This window comes from Photobacterium nomapromontoriensis (assembly GCF_050336815.1).
Taxonomy (GTDB): domain Bacteria; phylum Pseudomonadota; class Gammaproteobacteria; order Enterobacterales; family Vibrionaceae; genus Photobacterium; species Photobacterium nomapromontoriensis.
Window position 1 is genome coordinate 97,894 of the sequence record NZ_JAKJSL010000021.1, and the last position, 22,475, is coordinate 120,368.

Genomic DNA, 22,475 nt, shown 5'->3' on the forward strand with positions numbered 1-22,475 from the left:
TTATGGTTCGCCATGGTTCTGTCTCAGATAATGCCAGATTAGTGGCTCAGTGGCAGCGTGATGGTGACCATCAGTCCCCCTAACTGGCTGCGACTGGCCTTGATTGTACCACTATGTTGACGGATGGCGCTTTCAGTGATCGCCAGCCCTAGCCCTGTTCCGCCACTGCTGCGGTCTCGGGCGGTGGAGACCCGGTAGAAGGGACGGAAGATATCATCCAGTTCAGGTTCTGGAACGCCGTCACCATTGTCGTCAACGGTGATTGTCAATCGCGTCTCATGCACAGTGAAAGCCACGTGAATGGTGCTGTCTCCATACTTAATCGCATTACGGACTACATTTTCCAGTGCGCTGATCAGCAAGCTAGGATTGCCGCTGATCGGCCACTCTCCTAGAGGGCTATAGTCGAGAGACTTACCGCACTGCTCAGCCTCGAAACGGGCATCTTCGAGCATGTCGTACCATAATGTTTGGGCATCAGAGCGCTCTCGTTGCTCGTGGCTGTTGACTTGCATACGGGATAGCTCAAGCAGCTCGCTGATCATCGCTTCAAGTCGCTCGGCTTCAGTATCAATGCGGGTCAGCTCTTTGCTCTGGCCTTGTTTGCGTTGGGCTAGCGCAGTTGCCATGCGCAGTCGGGTCAGCGGGGATCGAAGTTCGTGAGATATATCGGACAGCAGGCGCTGCTGGCCTCCGATCATCTGGTTGATCGCTTGCACCATTTGATTGAAGCTCGCGCCAGCTTGTTTGAACTCTAGCGACCCTGACTCCAGTGCCGGATCGGCTTCGAATTCCCCTTTTGCGACACGCTCAGCCGCGTGTTGCAGCCGACGTGCGGGAATGGATATCGCCCATGCCAGCCAGAGCAGTAACGGGGTACTGACCAGCATGGTGATGAGCAGTAACTGGAAGGGTTTATCGAGGATTTGGATAAAGAACGGTGGGGCTTCACGCCACATTCTTCCCACATACATTAAGAGGGTGTCACTGTTATATTTCACCACAAAAGGACCCGCCATCATCCAGCGGCCATACAATTTTTGTCGCGGCGTGGCCGGATCATCAGCCATGGTAATGAAATTGCGCAATGCCTTATTACGCCCCTGAGGGGCGATTATTTCGCCCTCCGTTGTAGTGAAATAGAGTTGGCTACTGTTGTGACGTTCATGTTTGGTCAAACGCTGCAGGCGTTGTTTCAGGCTGCCGGTATCATGGTTGATTTGCGCAGAAATTCGCAAAGCGGATCCATTCAGGCGCTTGAGCTGTGGTTCGGGAATCGTGTGTTGAGTCCGGGGATCAAGATGAGGCAGCAGAAGCAGAGTCAGTACCACAATGAGCAAGGTGAGCCAGAATACCGCAAAAATCCGGCCGTATAAGCTTGTGACTCGAGGCAATTTCATCAGGCATCCTCGACCAATAAGTAGCCTTTGCCGCGTAGCGTTTTGATCCATGTCTTTCCATCGCTGCGTTCAGGGAGTTTTTTACGCAGATTGGAGACGTGCATGTCGATAGCGCGATCAAACGGTGCAAGGCGTTTCCCTAAAACTTCTAGACTGAGTTCATTCTTGGCGATAATTTTTCCCGGATGCTGAATGAAGTAGCTTAGTAGTGCCAACTCGGTGCCCGTCATCTCAATCGGCTGGCCGTGGCACAGTACCTCCTGGCGGCCAGGGTAGATGATAATATCTTGATAGGTTAGGCACTCTGGCCCAGACTTGGTTGTCGCCGCTGATTGGGTTCGGCGCAAGATAGCCCGCATCCGAGCCAGAAGCTCGCGATCACTAAAGGGTTTGGGCAAATAGTCATCAGCGCCAAGTTCAAGGCCAAGGACACGGTCGATTTCTTCTCCTTTGGCCGTCAGCATCAGTACCGGGGTCGAATGTTTCTCCCGCAGGCGGCGCAGCATCTCGGTCCCGTTCATTACCGGCATCATCACATCCAGTAAGATCAGATCGATACTGGTATCTATTTTGGCTAGGCCTTGTTCGCCATTATTCGCCTCTTCCACATCAAAGCCTTCCATTTCGAGGATATCCGTCAGCAATGAAGTAAGCTCGATATCGTCATCAACAAGCAGGATTTTGGCCATGAGAGCTACCTTTTAGTGTTTATCTATTCGCATTAGTATGAAGTATCTCTGAACCGCCTCAGTACGCCAAGTGAGTATGGCTTAGCTTTACGCAATTTTACGTTTTTTAGACAGCTATTTACCTTGTAGCGGATAAGCTTAGTCATATACCCAATATCGTAACGCTGAGACAGCAACCCTGGAGACGAATATCATGACATCATTTAAGAAAACACTGGCCCTCGTTATTGCACTACCACTGGCTTTGGGCTCAGCGTCTGCGCTGGCATATGGTGGTGGTAAGCAGCACCATGATCAGGGCGGCAAAAACAGTTGCGGAATGAAAAGCGGGCATGCCATGTTTCGTGGACTGGATTTGACCGATACTCAGAAGAAAGAAATGAAAGCACTTCGTCAAGCAAATCGCGACACGATGCGCAGCGAGATAGCCAGCCACCATGCAGAGATGCAAGCCCAGCATCAGAAGATACAGCAGTTGGTGCTCGCGGATAACTTTGATGAATCTGCGGTGAGAGCGCTGGCTGAGCAGATGACAGAGCAGCAGGTTGATCGCCGGGTGTCGATGCTAAAGCAACGCCATGACATGCTACAGATTCTGACCCCTGATCAAAAGGTAAAATATCAGCAGCTACAGGCGGAACGTAGTGAGCAATGTCAGGCCCGCATGGCCGAAAAACACAATAACTAAGCCTGTACACGATCATTAAAACAGTGATAGCCACCCAATATGCGGTGGCTTTTTTATGTTAGTTAACCTCAATAGTTGGTAACAAATCACCAATGGTGACTTTTTTTGTTATTAATTTTCATCGTAAAAAAGCTATACTGCGGGGTATTGCCCAGTCAGTGCAGCACATCAAGCGTGATTATCATGGATGAATGTATCATCACCCGCGGTCGTCGCCCTCGCTCAGCACAACTGGTGGCTCTGTTGTCAGGGGATATACTTGTCACAGTGGCGTTGATTTGAGTTATATCGTCCGCCCAGCCCCTGATATCAACCAATGGCTAACAGTTTCGATTGATATCCGGCCCTGCCAGAGTGGGGTGAAAGTTCTGCAGACTGATGCAGTCTCAGGCTATCGTGATGTGAATCAACAAAATTTTTTATCAAAATTGTAATACTCCTACATTAGTAGGAAAGTTACAGTTTACATGAGCACAGGCCTGAACATGGTGTGTGATGCCAAGCGGGGGAACCTTGGCAACTCGTGTCGGATTTGAAGTTTCATTTCCCAAAGTCAGAGGGTAACCATGATTAAGAAGATTGGTGTATTGACCAGTGGTGGTGACGCACCTGGTATGAACGCGGCAGTTCGCGGTGTGGTTCGCATGGCATTGTCTGAAGGTATTGAAGTCTACGGTGTGTATGACGGTTACCAGGGCTTGCATCAGAACCGTATCGAAAAATTGACTCGCCAAAGTGTGTCAGATGTGATCAACCGAGGCGGTACATTCCTGGGTTCTGCACGTTTTCCTGAGTTTAAGGAAGAGAAAGTGCGCGAGCAAGCGATCGAGAATCTGAAGATTCACGGTATCGATGCGCTGGTCGTGATCGGCGGTGACGGCTCTTATATGGGCGCCAAGAAGTTGACTGAGATGGGTTACCCATGTATCGGTTTGCCGGGTACAATCGATAACGATGTAGCAGGAACAGATTACACCATCGGTTACCTGACGGCATTGAATACCGTTATCGATGCGATTGACCGTTTACGTGACACGTCTTCTTCTCACCAGCGTATTTCAATTGTTGAAGTGATGGGGCGCCATTGCGGTGACTTGACGCTGATGTCAGCCATTGCAGGTGGTTGTGAATACATCATTACGCCAGAGACCGGTTTGAACCGTGATAATCTGCTGGCGAAAGTGAAAGAAGGTATTTACAAGGGTAAGAAGCACGCCATTATCGCCATTACTGAGTTAATGACGGATGTGAATGAGCTAGCTAAATTCATCGAAGATGAAACTGGCCGTGAAACACGTGCAACCGTATTGGGCCACATTCAGCGCGGTGGTCAGCCGACGGCATTTGACCGTATCCTGGCTTCTCGCATGGGGGCTTACGCGGTTGAGCTTCTGATGCAAGGTCACGGCGGTCGCTGTGTGGGCATTCAGAACGAGCAAATGGTTCATCACGATATCATTGATGCCATTGAAAACATGAAGCGTCCAGTGCGTAAAGACCTGTATGAGTTGGCGGATAAGCTGTTCTAAAGAACAGTACGTCAGACATACCATGATAGAAAGTCGGCCTTGTGCCGGCTTTTTGTTTTTACGGTCGTTGAGTCGTGTACGCCGAGCATGAATGTGCGAGTATAAAAAAGGCCACCCGAAGGTGACCTTTTGTTATCATCGTGTATGGATGATTATTTCTTTGCTTCAGCCGCTGCTTTAGCAATTGCTGCAAAGCTTGCTGCATCTAGTGCTGCGCCACCAACAAGTGCGCCGTCGATGTCTGGCTGTGCGAAGTATGCTGCTGCGTTTTCTGGCTTCACTGAGCCGCCGTACTGGATCACAACGTTCTTCGCGACGTCTTCGCTCTTCGCTGCAATGTGAGCACGGATTGCTGCGTGAATGCGCTGTGCGTCATCCGCGGTTGCTGCTTTACCCGTACCGATCGCCCAGATTGGTTCGTATGCGATGATTGCGCCGTTCAGTGCTTCAACACCTTGAGTGTTGATCACTGCGTCAAGTTGACGTGCACAAACTGCTACCGTCTCGCCCGCTTCGTTTTGTGCTTCTGATTCACCGATACACAGTACAGGAGTCAGGCCGTTCTCTTTCAGGAACGCAAACTTCTGTGCAACGAACTCGTCTGATTCGTGGTGGTATTCACGACGCTCCGAGTGGCCGATGATGATGTGGCTTGCACCAAAGTCTTTCAGCATCGCTGGAGAGATATCACCCGTAAATGCACCGCTTAGGTTCACGTCTACGTTCTGTGCACCAAGGATAATTTTGCTCTCTGCCTTACCGATTAGCTGCTCAGCCAGGTCAAGATACATCACAGGTGGAGCAACTGCTACGTCAACACCGTTAACACCCTTAAGTTCTGCATCCAGACCTTTAAGTAGGTTAGATACCATTTCCTTGCTGCCGTTTAGCTTCCAGTTACCCATAACCACAGGATGGCGCATAGCTTTTCTCCAAATCAATTTGATGTAATAAATGAATACCTAATAGCATAGTGATCTGATTGATGACCAAGGTGCATCTATCGGACAACCCAGATGACTATGCTGTGGGGTATCGATGATTGAACATCTCTGTAACTATATAACAATTTGGGAAGTTAATTTACTGTCCGAAATCATTTCTGTGCTTGGTTGTACCTTTTTCACCGGAAAAAGTGAACTGCTGCGAGGAAATAAATTTCATTTAGGCCTTAATTTGATCATCACAATGCGAATAAAAGAGAGTGATCGAGGGTTGATATCTCCGTCGTAGATTTGGCTTGCAAGACCGATTTCCGCTACTGTGTTACCGAGGTTATATACCCAAGCGATCTCAAGACAATTCGCCCACTGGGAGTGAACCCTGTATCTTGAGCTAACTTGGGCATCTGATTACATGGAGGATGTTGAGATGCCAAACCTTGTTATGGAATATGCAGAGCCAGTGGCTGAGCGGGTTAATATACCTGGGCTGCTGACTGATTTGCATCAAGCTTTGTTGGGCTGTGGCTTATTTACACCCGATACCGTCAAATCGCGAAGTTACTCTTGCCAAGATTGGCTGGTGGGCGATGAGGCTGATATTGCGACGTTTATCCATATCGAAGTCAGTATGCTTTCGGGGCGTACGGCAGCGGTAAAGCGGGAGCTGTCACAGTTGCTGATGGGGGTATTGGAGCAGCATGCCGCGACGATAAACAGTTTAACCGTCGATATTCGAGATATGGATAGAGACTGCTTTCTGAAGCTGACCTGTTAAGAAACGCGTGAGGTGGGCTATTTCTCAGCGTGATTTTGGTTCGGGCGGACAAACGGATGAATATCAGCCTGGTTTTCAGTCAGGGTGTCAGGTGCGTTGAGCGCTTGAGCAAACCGTTTAAGCTGTTGCTGTAGTTCTGCCATCAGTAGAATATTGGTATGGTTCGGGTTTTTACCGTATTCAATAACATGGTTGATATGGCTCATTTGGGCGCGCAGTCGTGGTTTCATGGCATCACTGGCCCGCTCAATGATTTCCTCACTCATCGTCAGGCGCAGCGCTTCGAGTTCTTCCGGCGCATTTTCGGCCATGTGCTTTAAGGTATCAAAGTCAGGCAATGTCTGCATAGGTGGTCCCTATCGGTCATGAAATGGGGCTATGCCTATAAAACTAGTTTGCGCTTTTGCGGCGGAGTGCTTCAAGGTTGAGACGGTGGACGAAATGGCCACTGGCTAGTGACCATTGTGCGTGTGACGCAATGATAGCGGATGAGGTGAATTACCAGTAATGCTCCATGGTAATTTGGCCTGGTTGTCGGCGTAGGTTTTTGTGAAATCCCATACTTTCTAGCACAGCCCTGGTGTCTTTGACCATTTCAGGGTTACCACACAGCATGATTTGGCTGGTCTTCGGATCCAAATTAACCCCAACATGGCGCTCTAGCATGCCATCTGCAATAGCTTGTGGGATCCGTCCTGACAACGCGGGTGGCGCGGGTTCTCTGCTGACAAACGGCTGAACGATCAGCTGATCGGGATAACGCTCCTTGAGCGCATTAATTTCGGCCTGATAGCTGAGATCCGCAGAGAAGCGTACCGCATGGCTGAGGATAATTTTACGAAATCGCTTCCAGACCGTTGGTTCGTGAAGAATGGATAGGTAGGGGCCGATGGCGGTACCCGTGGCCAGTAGCCAGAGGTTATTGCCCTCGGGCACTTCATTTAAGGTAAAAAAGCCATTCGCACGGGCAGAGATAAGGACTTCGTCTCCGGCTTCCAGAGCGTGAAGGCGCGGTGAGAGCAATCCGTCGGCAACGCGGGTTGCATAGATTTCGATATTGCTGCTGCTTGGGGGATTAACGAAAGAATAAGCGCGTTGGACTAATTGACCATCAATCTCCAGTCCCAGTTTAGTGAACTGACCCGCTCGAAATGGCTCGATATTGGCATTGAGGGTAAGACTAAATAAATCATGGTTCCAGTGGCGGTTGGTGATTATTTTTGCGGGGATCCAGTCAGCCATCGTTTTCTCCTCATTATGATTTTATTATGTGATAAGCGCAGCGCCTCTCTCCGGCAATAATGTGTTCATTCCTTGTCACATGATACTCGCTCCCCAGCAGACGCTGAATAACGGTTAGCTCGGATTGGCATAGCGATGGGCAGCGCTGGGCAGCATGGCAAATCGGGCAGTGATTTTCGATAAAAATGAAATCGTCGCCATGTTGATGAAACTCAGCCATGTAGCCTTCCTGCTCCCTGAGTGTAGTCAGGATTTGCAGTTTTTCTTCTATATTTGCCGTATCGACCAGCTGTGATTGATAATGGGCCAGGGTTTTCTTCTCTCGCTGTTCAATGACTTGGGTTAACCCAGAGTGACCGAAAATATCTTCTACTGAATCAATCATTTGGATGATTAGTTCGCCATGGTGATTGGCAAAGCGGTTATGCCCTTTTTGTGTAAGGTTCCAATGGCGGGTGGGGCGCCCCACTTTGACTTTAATATCTTCAAAGTCAACCAGTCCATCCTCTTCCAGACCCTGTAAATGCTGACGTACCCCCATGGTGGTGAGATTGAATTCTTCAGCCAATTTCTTAGCCGTGACAGGCCCTTCTCGTTTCATTTGGTACAGTATTCTGTCTATCGTTTTCATTGCTGCCGTCTCTACAATCTCTACGGGTGGGTGGGGAATACATCGGCCTTAAGTTAATTATGTAATCAGCAAGCTAAATAAAGCAACCACTTTACATAATGAGGCGTGATAGGGGGAGGCGGAACGCAGAAAAATAAGGCGCACTAGAAAGTGCGCCTTGCTGAGGTTATAAATATTGTGATGGATTACAGAATGTGGCTCTTAATCGCCTCATCCTTGCGTTCCAGATAGTGGGTCGATTTGATGCGGCGAATGGTACGGCATTTGCCGCGGATCAATAGTGTTTCGGTGGTTGCAATGTTGCCTTGACGGCTGATCCCGTCCAGCAGATCCCCTTTGGTGATCCCAGTACCGGCAAAAATGACATTATCGCTCTGTGCCATGTCTTCCATACGAAGGAGCTTATTGGGCTCGATACCCATTTCATGGCAACGGTCAATTTCAATTTGACCCAGCTTGCGGTTTTCTTCGGTATCGCCTTTGACCAGATGGCGAGGCAGTAGACGGCCATGCATATCACCACCCAGAGCGCGGATGGCTGCCGCAGAAACCACACCTTCCGGTGCGCCGCCGATACAGTACATGACATCGACTTCACTGTCTGGCATACAGGTCAGAATAGATGCGGCCACATCGCCATCAGGGAAGGCGAACACGCGTACACCCATTGCCTGCATCTCCGCGATAATCGCATCGTGGCGGGGTTTGGCTAACGTGGTGACGACTAAGTTGCTGAGCGGTTTATTTAGCGCTGCGGCGATATTTTCTAGGTTCTCTGCCAGTGGTTTCGCCAGATCGATGCTGCCTTTGGCGGCTGGGCCAACGACCAGTTTTTCCATATACATATCAGGCGCTTTTAGGAATGAACCTTTTTCACCGGCCGCCAACACTGCCAATGCGTTGTTCTGGCCCATGGCTGTCATACGGGTACCTTCAATTGGATCGACAGCAATATCAACCGAATCGCCTCCGACGCCAACTTTTTCACCGATGTAGAGCATCGGTGCTTCATCGATTTCGCCTTCACCAATTACGATTTCACCGTCAATCTCGGTTTGGTTAAGCAGGGTGCGCATTACCTCTACCGCAGCACCATCTGCCGCGTTCTTATCACCTCGGCCAAGCCATTTATAGCCAGCTAGGGCTGCACCTTCAGTGACACGAGAAAATGCCATCGCCAAATCGCGTTTCATGGTAACTCCAGACATAGAAATCAGTGGGCAAGAGGTAGGATCTTATTCATTATCCCACCCCCAATAATTTGGCGGCGATTTTAGCACAGCTAACAGTGAAACGTTTGCGTTAAAACAAAAATGTGCCAATGTCCGACGTTCACGGCGGATCTCTGCATATAAGGATAGGAAAAAGGCCTGTGATACAGGCCTTTTGATGTGGACGTCAGTATCAGTGATCAGACTCATCCTCGATAGCCCAGCCTTTAGCGCATTCGACAGCCCGCTTCCAACCTCGATAACGGCGGTGACGTTTGGTTTCATCGTGACAAGGGATAAATGTACGATCCAACTCCGCTTTATCCTGCAATTCATCAATACTGTCCCAGAAGCCGACGGCGAGACCCGCTAAATAACCGGCTCCCAATGCCGTCACCTCGGTCACCACTGGGCGCTGAACCGGAGTATTGAGAATATCGGCTTGAAATTGCATCAGGAAATTATTGGCGACGGCTCCGCCATCGACCCGTAAAGTATCAAGCTTGATGGCGGCATCCATCTGCATCGCCTCGAGGACATCACGGGTTTGGTAGGCAATACTTTCCAGTGTTGCCCGGATGATATGCTGGCTATTGACGCCTCGAGTTAAGCCGACAATGGCTCCTCGGGCATACGGATCCCAGTAGGGAGCGCCCAAGCCCGTAAAGGCGGGGACCATATAAACACCATTGGTGCTGCCGATGCTTTCAGCGATGGCTTCTGATTCTTTGGCGTTATCCAGTAATTTGAGCTCATCTCGTAGCCATTGAATCGACGCTCCTGCCATGAAAACGGCGCCTTCCAGCGCGTAGGCCACTTCCCCTTTCGGACCGCAGGCCAGTGTGGTCAGCAGGCCGTTATGAGAGGTCACTTTCTCTTTACCCGTATTCATGAGTAAAAAGCAGCCAGTGCCATAGGTATTCTTTGCCTGACCGGGATTGACACACATCTGGCCAAATAGTGCGGCTTGCTGATCGCCAGCGATGCCTGCGATGGGGATTCGAGTGCCGCTCTTTCCGCCGATATTAGTCCGTCCATAAATTTCAGAGGAGGATTTCACTGCGGGCATCATGGTCAATGGAATATTCAACGCCTGGAGGAGTTTTGGATCCCAATTAAGTGTATTGATATTAAACACCATGGTGCGTGAGGCATTGGTATAATCGGTTACATGGACTCGGCCCTGAGTCATTTTCCAAATCAACCAAGTATCGACAGTACCAAAGAGTAGGTTGCCCGCTTCCGCTTCTGCGCGTGCACCCGGCACGTTATCGAGGATCCATTTGATTTTGGTGCCGGAAAAGTAAGGGTCAACCACTAGGCCGGTGTTTTCGCGGATATAGGTTTCTAATCCGGCTGTTTTTAGTTCTTCGCAGATGTCGGCTGTCCGGCGACACTGCCAGACAATAGCGTTGTATACTGGTTTGCCGGTTTTTTTGTGCCAAACAATTGTAGTTTCACGTTGGTTAGTGATCCCGATCCCTGCGATTTGGTCTGGCCGGATTCCGGATTTCGCTAAGGATTCAATGAGGGTTGAGCTTTGGGAGGCATAGATTTCCAGCGGATCATGCTCCACCCAACCAGCCTTCGGGTAGATTTGGCTAAATTCACGCTGTGATGAGCACACAATGTTGGCGTGCTCATCAAGTATTACCGCGCGTGAGCTGGTCGTACCTTGATCGAGTGCAACAATGTATTTTTGCTCAATGGTCATGACGGTTCCTCTTTTGCTCTTTTATTCGTATTGGGGGGTAGGGATTGGAGTCGCTTGGGGATATATTTTCTCACTCAGTTCTTATCAGCACAATGTGCCACGAGTGATAACATGATCCCTGATGAAAATTGTTATATACAGGAAAACCATATATATAATTGTAGTTGATTAAAAGATGCAATATAAATATGTCAAAAATAGATAACTTTTTGCACTTTGTGGAAAAATATTGCGGTTGTTGATATTTTTAAGCACTGAGATAGTGGAAGGTTAACGTATAGCGTGACTATATCATAAGATGAAATATAAAAAGACTGTTTGATTGAATATTGAACAACAAATACTGTGAAAGTATGTAATAGTGACCTTTAAAATAAATATATAGAATGCAACATTGTTATGGAATCATATAACAATATCTTGTTATGGAAGTTGTAAATATAAAGGTTAAAATGAATATTTCAAAAAAATTAACACTAATGCCTATTATTGCGGTCAGTAGTTTAATATTACTGAGTTACATATCTTTCTCAAGCTTAGAAAAAATGAATGATTTTATGCATTCGATTTATATTAATCGAGTGGTACCGCTAAAAGAATTAAAAACATTATCAGATGAATATTCCGTCGATATTATTGATAGTTTAAATAAGTATAGAGTAGGAATTAAAACACGAGAAGAAACGTTGTTAGAAATTGAAAAATCAATTGTATTAACAACAAAGCTTTATAATGCATACTTAAATACAAAGTTGACGCCAAACGAAGAGGCATTGGCACTTGAGGTTAAGGTTCGACTATACAATACGAACAATGAACTTAATAATATTGTGTCTAGACTTAAAAATCACAGTCAAAAAAATATAGATGATATTATAATCGATACATATAGGATTGTTGATCCGCTTACGGCAGACTTAGAAAAGTTAATAAACCTTCAGCTGGATATTACTGAATCGGTATATAATAAATCAACAACGCTCAGTAAGAAAACAACCATTATTAATGGTATTCTCAGTGTTGCCTTCTCTATCATTCAGATTTTAATATCATTTATGATAATCAGAGCAATAACCACATCAATTTCAAATATTAATAAAACGATGAATGATGTAGCGAGAAATTATGATTTATCGTTACGGATTAAAATGACAGGTGATGATGAATTGACACTTTTATCCGCAGGGATAAATAAAATGTTGATACAATTCCATGATGTTATTAATAAAATTAATATATCTTCTGAGGCTATTACAGTCGAAGTGGAAGAGATTAAACAACAGTCAGAGACGAATGATAAAGCACTGCTCCACCATAGTTCAGAAACAGAGCAAATTGTCGCAGCGGTTGCTGAAATGAGTGCGACAGCCGCTGATGTTGCCAATAATGCATCAAAAGCGTCACAGTTTACCCATGAGACCACAGAGCAGGTTGTGATTTCTAAAAATACCGTTGAAGGGGCCACGGAGACCGTCTCTCAATTGGCCGAGGAAGTTGATGCAACGTCTGACAGTATTGAAGAGATCGATAAAGACACGATTGATATTACTAATGTGTTAAAGGTCATTGGTGATATTGCCGATCAAACAAATCTTTTAGCTTTAAATGCTGCCATTGAAGCCGCGCGTGCGGGTGAGCAAGGCCGTGGTTTTGCGGTTGTGGCTGATGAAGTACGTGCATTGGCGGCAAGAACACAAAGCAGTACAGCAGAAATAGAACAAACGCTGAGTAAGCTTCGTTCTGGTTCTGGTCAGGCGATTTCTGCGATGGGGGCCACCAAGGTGACGTGTGAAAAAACCGTAGAGAGTACGTCTGAGGTTGCCGGGAATCTAGATGTTATCGCGGATTCTATCGGGCATATTAATGACTTAAATACGCAAATTGCGACCGCTGCAGAAGAGCAGAGTGCTGTTGCTGAGGAAATAACCCAAAATATGACGGCTATTCGCGATATGGTAACAGAGCTTCAGGTGAATAGTCAGGCAACCGTCGACAGTACTCATAGCTTGATTGAGTCAAACAGCCACCTCGTGAATATTGTGAGTCAGTTTAAACTCGGCTAGTGTTGCCCACGGTGGCGCTGAGTGAAACCGGTACGGATTGTTGATTTGTTATCCCCTATAGGTGAAAGGGATTTCCGGACGGAGGGCCGGTGGAAAGCATCAGAGCGAAAGCAATAATTTCATCAAATTTGCTTGTTTTTTGTCCACTCACGGTAAAGCGTGGTATTTGTAGATGTAAGAATGCAGTCGCCTCGTTAGAATAGGCAGTAATGAATCGCAACCGTGCCTGTAAAAAGTTGCCTTAACGGTTAGGGTAAACAGATAGGCTAAAGACAGGTGGATACTATGTCATTAGAAATGTTTGAAAAGCTGGAAGCCAAAGTACAAATGGCTGTAGATACAATTTCTTTGCTACAAATGGAAATTGAAGAACTAAAAGAACAAAATGAAAGCCTTATTGCTGAAGCTCGTGAATTGCGTGCTGGTGGTGAAACGCTAGCACAAGATAACGATAAGCTACGTAATGACCATGAAGCATGGCAAGAGCGTGTACGTGCGCTACTTGGCAAGATGGAACACGTCGAGTAAGTCAGCATGACAGTCGGTGCCTTGATGGTGATGGACTTGAGTGATGAATAAAAAAAACAGAGCCTTATGGCTCTGTTTTTTATGGCACCGCTTTATGGTGCCGCCATCCCTAGGCGGTTGGATTTAATCAATATCCAGAGGCTCAGGCGATAAGATCACGCCTGTGTTATCAGCGTAGATATGATCTTCTGGCAAGAAAGTGACACCGCCGAAATTCACCGCCACATCAATTTCACCGCCCCCTTGTTCATCCGCCCCGACAGGCATTGAGGCCATAGCTTGAATGCCCAGCTCCAGTGCATCCAGTTCATCCACATGGCGAACACAACCATAGACAATAATACCCTCCCACTCATTGCGCGTGGCGAGCTGGGCTAATTCAACATCGATAAGAGCCCGGCGTAATGAGCCGCCACCATCAACCAGTAATATCCGGCCCGCTCCAGGCTCTTCTAAGACAGTGCGGATCAGACCACAGTCTTCAAAACATTTAATGGTGGTGATCTGGCCGCCAAATGAGCTACGGCCGCCATAAGAACTGAACATAGGTTCGACAACATCGACCTGGTCGAGATAGATGTCGCATAACTCGGACGTATTGTATTCCATAAGCGCGCTTCTTCTTGTGGCAAGTGGGAAAGAGCTATTTGGCTACGGTATTGGCAGCCAAATAACAGAGGGTGAAAGCTACTCAGCTAGCGTGTCGCGATGCCAAACTGATTAACAGCATTATTCTTTCATTTTGCAAAGGTTATCACGATGTGGCGAGTATAACGCCAGTGGCGAACAGCAGGTTAGTGAGCAGAGCACACTTGACCATCGTGGCCATCATTGGACGTAACGCCGCCCCGTCAGTGGCTTGCATGACTTGTTTACCATGCTTGAATAACAGCGGAGCACTAAGGATGAAAAGCCAGCCAAAAGGTGAGTGCAGCTCTAACAGGGCAAATAATGCCAGACAGATCACGCTGGTGATAAGCAAGAATAAGTGGTATTTACGTCCCCATTCCGGCCCCATGCGCACTGCGAGGGTCAGTTTGCCACAGGCTCGGTCATTATCTATGTCGCGTAAGTTGTTGATATTTAAAACGCCGACCGCTAGCAGTCCACAGGCAGTTGCCGGTAGCATGATAATAGAGTCAATTTGACCCGCTTGCAGGTAATAGGTACCTGCTACGCCTAACCAGCCAAAGAACATCAGTACCGACAGATCGCCAAGGCCACGGTAGCCATAGGGTTTATTGCCTACGGTGTAGGCTATCGATGCCACGATGGCCATGATGCCGAGCAACATGAAGCCAAACATATCGTGTAAGTTATTGGTGGCGAGTAAGATTAAGCTTAGCCCGCTGATCATAGTCAGGATAATATTGAGTACCATGGCTTTTTGCATTGCCTTGGGTGTCACTAAACCTGATTGAATGGCACGCTGGGGGCCGAGTCGTTGGTTGTTGTCAGTGCCTTTCACGGCATCGCCGTAGTCATTTGCCAGATTCGAGAGGATCTGGAGTAAGAGCGCGGTTAGCAAGGCGAGGCCTGCTATCACTGCAGAAAAACTTCCTTGCCATCCTGCTACTGCGCTGCCGCATACAATTGAGGCGATGGCCAGCGGCAGGGTTTTAGGCCGTGCAGCATCTAGCCAAATTGCGAGTGAAGATGATTTCATAGTGTGGTCTTATGCCTATAACGTGTAGAGACCTATTATGGCGAAACTGTCGCAATGGGCAACTTTATCGCGATATTGTTTGTTTGAGAACAAAAAAACGGCGTCGTGGGACGCCGTTTACGGGTAAATAAGCAGCTTGTTGCTATAGGATAAAGCGGCTCAGATCTTCATCTTCTACCAGCTCACCAAGGCGTTTGGTGACATAGGCCTCATCAATGATGGTCTTTGAACCGGACTGATCCGTTGCATCGAAGGATAATTCCTCCATGAGACGCTCCATAACGGTATGCAGGCGGCGGGCACCAATGTTTTCGGTCCGCTCATTGACCTGCCAGGCAGCCTCAGCCAATTTATCGATGCCACTTTCGGTAAACTCGATCTCGACCGACTCGGTTGCCATCAGTGCTTTATATTGCTCCGTTAGGGAAGCGTTAGGCTCGGTCAAGATACGTTTGAAGTCACCACTGGTCAGGGCCTCTAGCTCGACTCTGATCGGTAGACGGCCTTGTAGCTCGGGGATCAGATCTGATGGTTTCGCAACCTGGAATGCGCCAGATGCGACAAACAGGATGTGGTCAGTTTTGACCATACCGTGTTTGGTCGTGACTGTGCTACCTTCAACCAGAGGAAGCAAATCACGCTGTACCCCTTCGCGAGAAACGTCTGGGCCTGATGACTCACCGCGCTTACAGATCTTATCGATCTCATCTAAGAACACGATGCCATTATTCTCGACTGCAAAGATAGCTTGTTCTTTGAGCTCGTCATGGTTAACCAGCTTGGCCGCTTCTTCTTCCGTGGCTGCTTTGATCGCGTCTTTGATCTTCATTTTGCGCTTTTTGGTGGTGTTGCCAGCCAGATTCTGGAACATGCCCTGTAGCTGGTTGGTCATTTCCTCCATGCCTGGAGGCGCCATGATTTCAACCCCCATTTGTGGCGCGGCAACATCAATTTCAATCTCTTTATCATCCAATTTGCCTTCACGCAGTTTTTTACGGAAAGACTGACGTGTGGACGAGTGAGTGTCGCTTTCTTCGTTTTTCCCCCACGCATCGCGTGCGGGTGGTAGCAGAATATCAAGAATGCGATCTTCGGCGTGCTCCTCGGCGCGGAAACGGACTTTTTCCATGGCTTGTTGGTGGGTCATTTTCATCGCCACATCCGTCAGATCACGAATAATGGTTTCCACTTCCTTACCCACATAGCCAACTTCTGTGAATTTGGTGGCTTCTACCTTAATGAAAGGTGCATTGGCCAGTTTGGCAAGACGACGAGCGATTTCGGTTTTACCTACACCAGTCGGACCGATCATCAAGATATTTTTCGGTGTGACTTCGACACGCAGCTCTTCAGGGAGCTGCATACGGCGCCAGCGGTTACGCAGGGCAATAGCAACTGCACGCTTGGCTTTATCTTGACCAATGATATGGCGATCAAGTTCATGAACGATTTCGCGAGGGGTCATCTCAGACATGGTCGCTTCCTTCTTTTGTGTCGAGCTCTTCGATGGTGTGGTAGTGGTTGGTAAACACGCAGATATCCCCTGCAATATTGAGGGCTTTTTCTGCTATTTCACGGGCATCGAGATCGGTGTTTTCCAGTAGAGCTGTTGCTGCGGCTTGGGCAAAATTACCGCCAGATCCAATTGCAATTAGGTCATTTTCTGGTTGTACGACGTCACCGTTACCTGTGATGATCAGTGAGCCGGTTTCATCGGCGACGGCTAACAGGGCTTCCAGCTTTCGTAGCATTCGATCGGTACGCCAGTCTTTGGCCAGTTCCACGGCTGCCTTGAGCAGGTGGCCCTGATGCATTTCCAGCTTGCGCTCGAAACGTTCAAATAGGGTGAAGGCATCGGCCGTGCCGCCAGCAAAGCCTGCGAGAACTTTGTTGTTATATAAACGGCGTACTTTGCGCGCGTTACCTTTCATAACAGTGTTGCCCAGGGAGACCTGGCCATCACCAGCGATAACGACTTTTCCGTTTCGACGAACAGATACAATAGTTGTCACGGTGTTACCTCTTTGAGTCTTGCCCGGCGAGTGCCGGTTTCGATATACCTTTCGATCTGGGGATCAATTGTGGGACTTTCAAGGGGCGGCGCTGAAAGAAAAGGATGCCGAAGCATCCTTGAACAATATATATCAGAGAGACGATTATGACTCCCAAAACCAAATAGCGCAGGGCTCAATACCCGCTCTGCGAAGCTGGTTGCGATCGCTTTCCGCTTTGCGCTTTTGTTGATAAGGGCCAAGAATTACCCGATACCAGTTGCCTTTTTCACCTTGGCTGATCTTGATTTGGCTGGTTAACCCTTGAAAAGCAATCATGGCTTTTCGTTCATCAGCCTGACTCTGACTGCGGTAGGCTCCGCATTGCATCAGATATGGCCGTGTTGGGGCTTGTTCTTTTTTAGCCTCGACCTGAATTTCTTTGTTTTCCAGTACCTTTATATAGTCCCACTTTTCTTCTGGTTTGGGTGGCAGCGGTTTGGCCTCGGGCTTTGGCGTGACTTTAGGGGGCTTGACCGATGGTGATTCCGTATGTGGCTTGGACGGCGTTATTACCGTCTGCTGCGGTTCAGGAACCGGAGCACTGGATAGGAAGTGTAGTCCATAGCCTAGCGCGGCCACCATACATAAGGCAATGATGGCCCATACGACGGGGAAACCATTGCTTGGTTGTGCCTTACGGCTGTTGCGGGCTGGCCGTTTGGTGGCACGGCCGCGTTTTACGTAATCTTTTGTAGCCACGGTAATAATGAGCCAATGGAGAATAATGGGCTATATGTTACAAACTTGCGGCATAACTGACTAGACCCTGATAGGGGTCTGTGTCGTCAGCTTATTGCAAAAGGCGTTGTTTTTGTGAGCTTATGCGCAAAACATAAGCTCATTGTTGTAATGTTCACCGCTGGGTTCAGTTCGCAGGTGGTGCCGCACTTTCCCTTATCACCAGTTTAGCATCCAGCAGGCGGGAGCCGGAGGCTATCTCTTTACCTTTGAGAATATCCAACAGCATGAGCATCGACTGACGGCCAATCTCATAGCGAGGCTGGGAGACCGTGGTCAATGGTGGGTCACAGTATTCGGCAAATTGAATATCATCGAAGCCGACGATAGACAGATCTTGTGGGACCCGGAAACCCAGACGTTTGGCTTGCTGCATCGCGCCAATGGCCATCACGTCATTATGGCATAATAACGCCGTTGGTGGCTCAGGCAGAGAGAGCAATGTAGTGACCGCTCTGGCACCGCCAGCGAAGCCGAAATCGCCTTTAGTAGTATACGCTGGATTGAGTTCGATGCCTGCTCGGCGCAGTGCTTGTTGGTAACCCTGAGTGCGGAATTGGCACAAAACAGCAGAATCAGGACCGGCAATTTGAGCGATGCGCTTGTGGCCCATTTGGGTCAGGTAATTAACGGCTTCAAAGGCGGCTGTCAGGTTATCGATATGAACCGTGGGGAGTTCCAGTTCAGGGGCAAACTCGCAGGCCATGACCATCGGTGGGAGGTTTTTCTGTTCTGGTTTACTGACATCAAACGGCAGATCGATTCCCAATAACAGCATGCCATCCGCTTGCTTGGTAAAGACCAAGTTGACGAATGAATTTTCTCGGGTTTTTTGTTGTCCACTGTCGCCAAGCAATACCAGATAACCATGCTCCATTGCCGCTTCTTCGATACCGCGGATGATTTCTGTAAAATACGGATCACAGATATCAGGGACAATGGTGACGATGGTTTTTGATTCGTTGCGACGAAGATTCCTAGCCAGTGAATTGGGTGAATAGCCAGCATCCATGACAGCCTGCTCGACCTTTTTACGGGTTGAGGCTGACACCTTTTCTGGGTTCATCAAGGCACGGGAAACCGTGGCCGTCGAGACACCAGCGAGCTGGGCAACATCCTTCATTGTCGCCATAGTTAATGTTCCTCTCTATTATTTCTCTCTCTGTAAACCGCTGAAGGATCATGGCCAAACCGGGCTGATACCTGAAACAGCGAGATTGTTATTGTAGGCTGTCTGCTTGGGATTAAACATGCTCAAAATGGCATTAATTACATCGTTCGTGTGAACTGTGTCGCATTGTTCATTTTAAGTTAAATCCTGTGGTTCGACATCAATCGACCAGCGAATTTTCTTGGCGAGTGGCAATAATGCGATTGCGGGTTTGGCAATGCTCAGTAGTTGCTGCAGGGTTTTTCGGCTTGGGGCCTGCACCAATAGCTGCCAACGATAGCGTCCAGAGCGACGAGCCAGAGGGGCAGGGTTCGGTCCCATCACCATCGTGTCTGAGTTGAATATGGGGTTAGATTCAACGATCCCCCGAACCTGCTGGAGAAATTGCTCAACCTGCTCGCTGTGGTTTGCCTCCGCCCTCACCAAGGCAAGATAAGTGAAAGGAGGTAACCAGGCTTGTTTGCGCTCGCTCAGAGCCCCTGAGGCAAAATGGCCATAGCCCTTATACAGCAAGGCCTGCAGCAGGGCATGTTCGGGATGATGGGTTTGCAGTACCACTTCACCGGGTTTGCTGGCACGCCCGGCACGCCCTGCAACTTGTATGAATAGTTGAGCTAAGCGTTCTGGCGCACGAAAGTCATTACTAAACAAGGCACTGTCGACATCAAGCAGGGCAACGAGAGTCACATCGGGGAAATGGTGCCCTTTAGCCAGCATTTGAGTGCCAATGAGAATTTGGTACTCATTGTTTTTGATCGCCTCGAGATAATTTTCCAGGCTGCCCTTGCGGCGGGTACTATCACGATCGATACGCACGGTGCGATATTCCGGGAAAAGTGTCGCCAATTGTTGTTCGAGCTGCTCTGTACCCACCCCGACGGCATTGAGCTGGGTTGAGCCGCAGTTGCCGCATTGGTGCAGCATTGGTCGCTGGGTGGCGCAGTGGTGGCAGCGTAGTTCCCCGCTTTGCTGGTGAAAGGTGTAATAGGCATCACAGCGCTTACATTCGGCCAGCCAGCCGCATTCATGGCAAATGACGGCGGGGGAAAAACCGCGACGGTTGAGAAATAGCATGACCTGATTGCCCGCTTTGAGGTGCTGGCGCATCCGAGCGATCAGCGGGGCAGAGAGCCCCGCCTCAAGGTAAAGCCCTTTGACATCAAGCACACCGTGGCGCGCTGACTGGGCTTGGCCTGCTCGGCGTGACAGGATCAGATGGTGATATTTGCCGCTTTTGGCATTGTGTAAGGTTTCCAGTGCCGGGGTGGCAGAGCCAAGAATGATGGGGATATTTTCTTGACTGGCTCGCATCACGGCCAGATCCCGGGCATGGTAGCGTAAGTTGTCCTGCTGTTTGTAGGAGCTGTCGTGTTCCTCGTCGACGATAATAATGCCCAGATTAGCAAATGGTGTAAACAGTGCAGAACGGGTGCCGATAATGATCCCGGCTTGGTTGTCACGCCCCGCCAACCAGGCCGCGAGTCGTTCACTGTCATTGAGGCCAGAATGGATGGTTTCCAATGGCACATTGAACCGACGTCGGAAACGGTTGATGGTTTGCGGGGTCAAGCCGATCTCAGGTACCAGGATCAGTGCCTGCTTACCTGCGGCAAGCACGGGCTCTAACAAATTGAGATAAACTTCGGTTTTGCCCGAGCCTGTAACACCTTCTAGTAGATAGCAACCAAAATCTGGGTTGGCGTTGACTGAGGCTATCGCCAGAGCTTGCTCTTCGTTGAGTTTAGGCTTTTCTTCAGTGACCGTGAAACTGGCTTGCCAGTTGTGCAGGGCTGGTTGTTCGTCAATAGACTCAATCCAGCCTTTGTCACTTAATGTTTTGAGGGTGGCGCTGCTGATTTCTTCAGCCAGTAATGCTTCATGACTGACTTTGCCCTGACGTAGCGCATTGAGAGCCTGTACTTGGCGTGGTGCTCGTTTTAAGGCGGTTATTGGTTGATCGCGTCCTACAGCTGTCAGTTGCCATTGTTTCAGTGTCGCCGTTGTGGCATCGCGACCTTTGCGCAGCAGTGTTGGCATCGCATTGGCCAGTGTATCACCCAGTGGATATTGGTAATAGCTGCTAGCCCAGCACAGTAGCTTAAATAAGGCGTGTGGCCATAACGGTTGTACGTCGACAACATTACTCACGGGCTTGAGCTGGGCGATGGGGTAGTCTGAGTGATCGGTGAGGGCCGTGACGATACCCACGAGGTGTTGGCGGCCAAACGGTACTTTAACCCGTCCGCCGATGATTGGCTGCTGGCCCGGTTTGATCAAATAGTCAAACTGCTTGTCGAGAGGAACAGGAAGGGCCACGCGGGCAATGTTGGGCGTCATATCAAACCGCATAATGAGTATCTACTAAGATAGGGAAGTGTACCTCGGCGGAGGGGCGGCAGCAAAGCGGTGAAAAAAGGAGCGTATCAGTTGATTTGGTCGAGATGATTGATTACTATACGCCGCCTAATTTGATGTATTGGTATGTTACCAGTACGTTGATTTTTTTAATGACGTGTGGTGCCCGGCTTTGGATCGGGAGAGCGACACGGCCTTACTTTTTGAGGTTATCCCATGAAACAAGGTATTCATCCTGAGTACACTCCAGTAAACGCTCGTTGTTCTTGTGGCAACACTTTCGTATTTAACTCTACTATGGGTAAAGACATCAACCTTGATGTATGCGACAAGTGTCACCCTTTCTACACTGGTAAGCAGCGTCAAGTTAGCTCTGGTGGTCGTATGGACAAATTCAACAAGCGTTTTGGTACTCTATCTAGCAAGTAATTGCCTGATTGAATGTCGAAATGACCAAAAAAAGGAACGCATAGCGTTCCTTTTTTTATGTCTTTTTTTTACGGCGCGATGCTCACCGTTGCCTTCAGGTTTACTTTTTCATACAAATTCGTTAACCGGCAAAAAAGAACGGTTATTGGCAGGTGCGGACGTAAAAAAACCAGCACACGGCTGGTTTTTTATACCTGAATGACACCAACGGGTTTATTCGTTGATGTCTTCGTATTTAATTCCCATCTCGTCCATCAGGCTTTTTGCTTCCGCTGGAAGGTCATCCGGACGGTCTTTACGGATATCATCATCGGTCGGTAACGGCTGGCCGGTATAGGCATGCAAGAAGGCTTCACACAGTAGCTCACTGTTCGTAGCATGACGTAAGTTGTTGACTTGTCGACGTGTACGCTCGTCTGTCAGGATTTTTAGCACTTTCAATGGAATCGAAACAGTAATTTTTTTTACTTGTTCGTTTTTCTTACCGTGTTCCGCGTATGGACTGATGTATTCGCCATTCCACTCTGCCATTGTTAACCTTCTCAGCGATGTTAGATTGAAGAAATATTGTAGAATTGGATTTTAGCGGGATTTACCGCCATAAGCAAAGACATATGGACGTCTGGAAGTATTGACGGCTTTTTTTGT

General features: G+C 48.5%; 22 protein-coding genes. 6 read left to right on the forward strand and 16 right to left on the reverse strand.

The window, feature by feature from the left end; translation table 11 throughout:
- Positions 1–38 precede the first annotated feature (38 nt).
- Together cpxA and L4D12_RS07480 are read right to left on the reverse strand one after the other, a co-directional pair.
- A complete protein-coding gene (cpxA, locus tag L4D12_RS07475; RefSeq protein WP_428447196.1) occupies positions 39–1,400 on the reverse strand; it encodes an envelope stress sensor histidine kinase CpxA in 1,362 nt (453 codons plus the stop codon).
- A complete protein-coding gene (locus L4D12_RS07480; RefSeq protein ID WP_428447197.1) occupies positions 1,400–2,089 on the reverse strand; it encodes a response regulator in 690 nt (229 codons plus the stop codon). Before L4D12_RS07480 ends, cpxA begins: the two co-directional genes overlap by 1 nt.
- A gap of 193 nt (positions 2,090–2,282) precedes the next feature.
- On the opposite strand from L4D12_RS07480, the gene L4D12_RS07485 reads away from it, so the two are divergent.
- The gene (locus L4D12_RS07485; protein ID WP_428447198.1) at positions 2,283–2,777 is read left to right on the forward strand and encodes a CpxP family protein; all 495 of its coding nucleotides are present in this window, start codon (positions 2,283–2,285) and stop codon (positions 2,775–2,777) included.
- A 566-nt stretch (positions 2,778–3,343) separates the two neighbouring features.
- Entirely contained in the window at positions 3,344–4,306 is a 963-nt protein-coding gene (gene pfkA / locus L4D12_RS07490; protein ID WP_428447199.1) for a 6-phosphofructokinase, read from the forward strand.
- A 152-nt stretch (positions 4,307–4,458) separates the two neighbouring features.
- Here the strand turns inward: pfkA and tpiA are convergent, their stop codons facing one another.
- The gene (tpiA, locus tag L4D12_RS07495) at positions 4,459–5,229 is read right to left on the reverse strand and encodes a triose-phosphate isomerase (protein ID WP_428447200.1); all 771 of its coding nucleotides are present in this window, start codon (positions 5,227–5,229) and stop codon (positions 4,459–4,461) included.
- Between the two features lie 448 nt (positions 5,230–5,677).
- On the opposite strand from tpiA, the gene L4D12_RS07500 reads away from it, so the two are divergent.
- Positions 5,678–6,025 carry a 5-carboxymethyl-2-hydroxymuconate Delta-isomerase gene (locus L4D12_RS07500; RefSeq protein ID WP_428447201.1) on the forward strand — a complete coding sequence of 116 codons (348 nt, stop codon included), beginning with the start codon at positions 5,678–5,680 and terminating at the stop codon, positions 6,023–6,025.
- 17 nt (positions 6,026–6,042) lie between these two features.
- Here the strand turns inward: L4D12_RS07500 and L4D12_RS07505 are convergent, their stop codons facing one another.
- The 5 genes from L4D12_RS07505 to glpK all read right to left on the reverse strand — a co-directional run bounded on the left by L4D12_RS07505 (position 6,043) and on the right by glpK (position 10,823).
- Positions 6,043–6,372: a DUF3135 domain-containing protein gene (locus tag L4D12_RS07505; RefSeq protein ID WP_428447202.1), complete on the reverse strand. Its 330-nt coding sequence runs from the start codon at positions 6,370–6,372 to the stop codon at positions 6,043–6,045.
- A 151-nt stretch (positions 6,373–6,523) separates the two neighbouring features.
- Positions 6,524–7,267 carry a ferredoxin--NADP reductase gene (locus L4D12_RS07510; protein WP_428447203.1) on the reverse strand — a complete coding sequence of 248 codons (744 nt, stop codon included), beginning with the start codon at positions 7,265–7,267 and terminating at the stop codon, positions 6,524–6,526.
- A 13-nt stretch (positions 7,268–7,280) separates the two neighbouring features.
- On the reverse strand, positions 7,281–7,898 hold the full coding sequence (locus tag L4D12_RS07515) for a helix-turn-helix transcriptional regulator (protein WP_428447204.1): 618 nt from the start codon (positions 7,896–7,898) through the stop codon (positions 7,281–7,283).
- 185 nt (positions 7,899–8,083) lie between these two features.
- Positions 8,084–9,091: a class II fructose-bisphosphatase gene (gene glpX, locus L4D12_RS07520; RefSeq protein ID WP_428447205.1), complete on the reverse strand. Its 1,008-nt coding sequence runs from the start codon at positions 9,089–9,091 to the stop codon at positions 8,084–8,086.
- Between the two features lie 211 nt (positions 9,092–9,302).
- Positions 9,303–10,823, reverse strand: coding sequence for a glycerol kinase GlpK (glpK, locus tag L4D12_RS07525; RefSeq protein WP_428447206.1), 1,521 nt, complete (start codon positions 10,821–10,823; stop codon positions 9,303–9,305).
- Between the two features lie 452 nt (positions 10,824–11,275).
- Between glpK and L4D12_RS07530 the strand changes: the two genes are divergently transcribed.
- Both L4D12_RS07530 and zapB read left to right on the forward strand, forming a co-directional pair.
- Entirely contained in the window at positions 11,276–12,886 is a 1,611-nt protein-coding gene (locus L4D12_RS07530) for a methyl-accepting chemotaxis protein (protein WP_428447207.1), read from the forward strand.
- Between the two features lie 285 nt (positions 12,887–13,171).
- Positions 13,172–13,414, forward strand: coding sequence for a cell division protein ZapB (gene zapB / locus L4D12_RS07535; protein WP_428447208.1), 243 nt, complete (start codon positions 13,172–13,174; stop codon positions 13,412–13,414).
- A gap of 123 nt (positions 13,415–13,537) precedes the next feature.
- On the opposite strand, the gene rraA is transcribed toward zapB, so the two are convergent.
- The 7 genes from rraA to priA form a co-directional block, all read right to left on the reverse strand.
- Positions 13,538–14,023, reverse strand: coding sequence for a ribonuclease E activity regulator RraA (gene rraA / locus L4D12_RS07540; RefSeq protein ID WP_428447209.1), 486 nt, complete (start codon positions 14,021–14,023; stop codon positions 13,538–13,540).
- 145 nt (positions 14,024–14,168) lie between these two features.
- Positions 14,169–15,080, reverse strand: a complete 912-nt coding sequence (locus tag L4D12_RS07545) for a 1,4-dihydroxy-2-naphthoate polyprenyltransferase (protein ID WP_428447210.1) — start codon at positions 15,078–15,080, stop codon at positions 14,169–14,171.
- Between the two features lie 142 nt (positions 15,081–15,222).
- Positions 15,223–16,554 (reverse strand): ATP-dependent protease ATPase subunit HslU, encoded by a 1,332-nt coding sequence (hslU, locus tag L4D12_RS07550; protein WP_428447211.1) that lies wholly within the window; start codon positions 16,552–16,554, stop codon positions 15,223–15,225.
- Positions 16,547–17,092, reverse strand: coding sequence for an ATP-dependent protease subunit HslV (gene hslV / locus L4D12_RS07555; protein WP_428447212.1), 546 nt, complete (start codon positions 17,090–17,092; stop codon positions 16,547–16,549). The genes hslU and hslV overlap by 8 nt, the downstream gene beginning before the upstream one ends.
- A gap of 144 nt (positions 17,093–17,236) precedes the next feature.
- A complete protein-coding gene (locus tag L4D12_RS07560) occupies positions 17,237–17,833 on the reverse strand; it encodes an SPOR domain-containing protein (RefSeq protein WP_428447213.1) in 597 nt (198 codons plus the stop codon).
- A 166-nt stretch (positions 17,834–17,999) separates the two neighbouring features.
- Positions 18,000–19,004 carry a DNA-binding transcriptional regulator CytR gene (cytR, locus tag L4D12_RS07565; RefSeq protein ID WP_428447214.1) on the reverse strand — a complete coding sequence of 335 codons (1,005 nt, stop codon included), beginning with the start codon at positions 19,002–19,004 and terminating at the stop codon, positions 18,000–18,002.
- 174 nt (positions 19,005–19,178) lie between these two features.
- Complete coding sequence (gene priA, locus L4D12_RS07570) at positions 19,179–21,380, reverse strand: primosomal protein N' (protein ID WP_428447215.1); 2,202 nt, start codon at positions 21,378–21,380, stop codon at positions 19,179–19,181.
- A gap of 234 nt (positions 21,381–21,614) precedes the next feature.
- Between priA and rpmE the strand changes: the two genes are divergently transcribed.
- Positions 21,615–21,827 (forward strand): 50S ribosomal protein L31, encoded by a 213-nt coding sequence (gene rpmE, locus L4D12_RS07575; protein WP_428447216.1) that lies wholly within the window; start codon positions 21,615–21,617, stop codon positions 21,825–21,827.
- 213 nt (positions 21,828–22,040) lie between these two features.
- Here rpmE and metJ read toward each other — a convergent pair whose 3' ends face one another.
- Positions 22,041–22,358, reverse strand: coding sequence for a met regulon transcriptional regulator MetJ (gene metJ, locus L4D12_RS07580; RefSeq protein ID WP_428447217.1), 318 nt, complete (start codon positions 22,356–22,358; stop codon positions 22,041–22,043).
- Positions 22,359–22,475 lie beyond the last annotated feature (117 nt).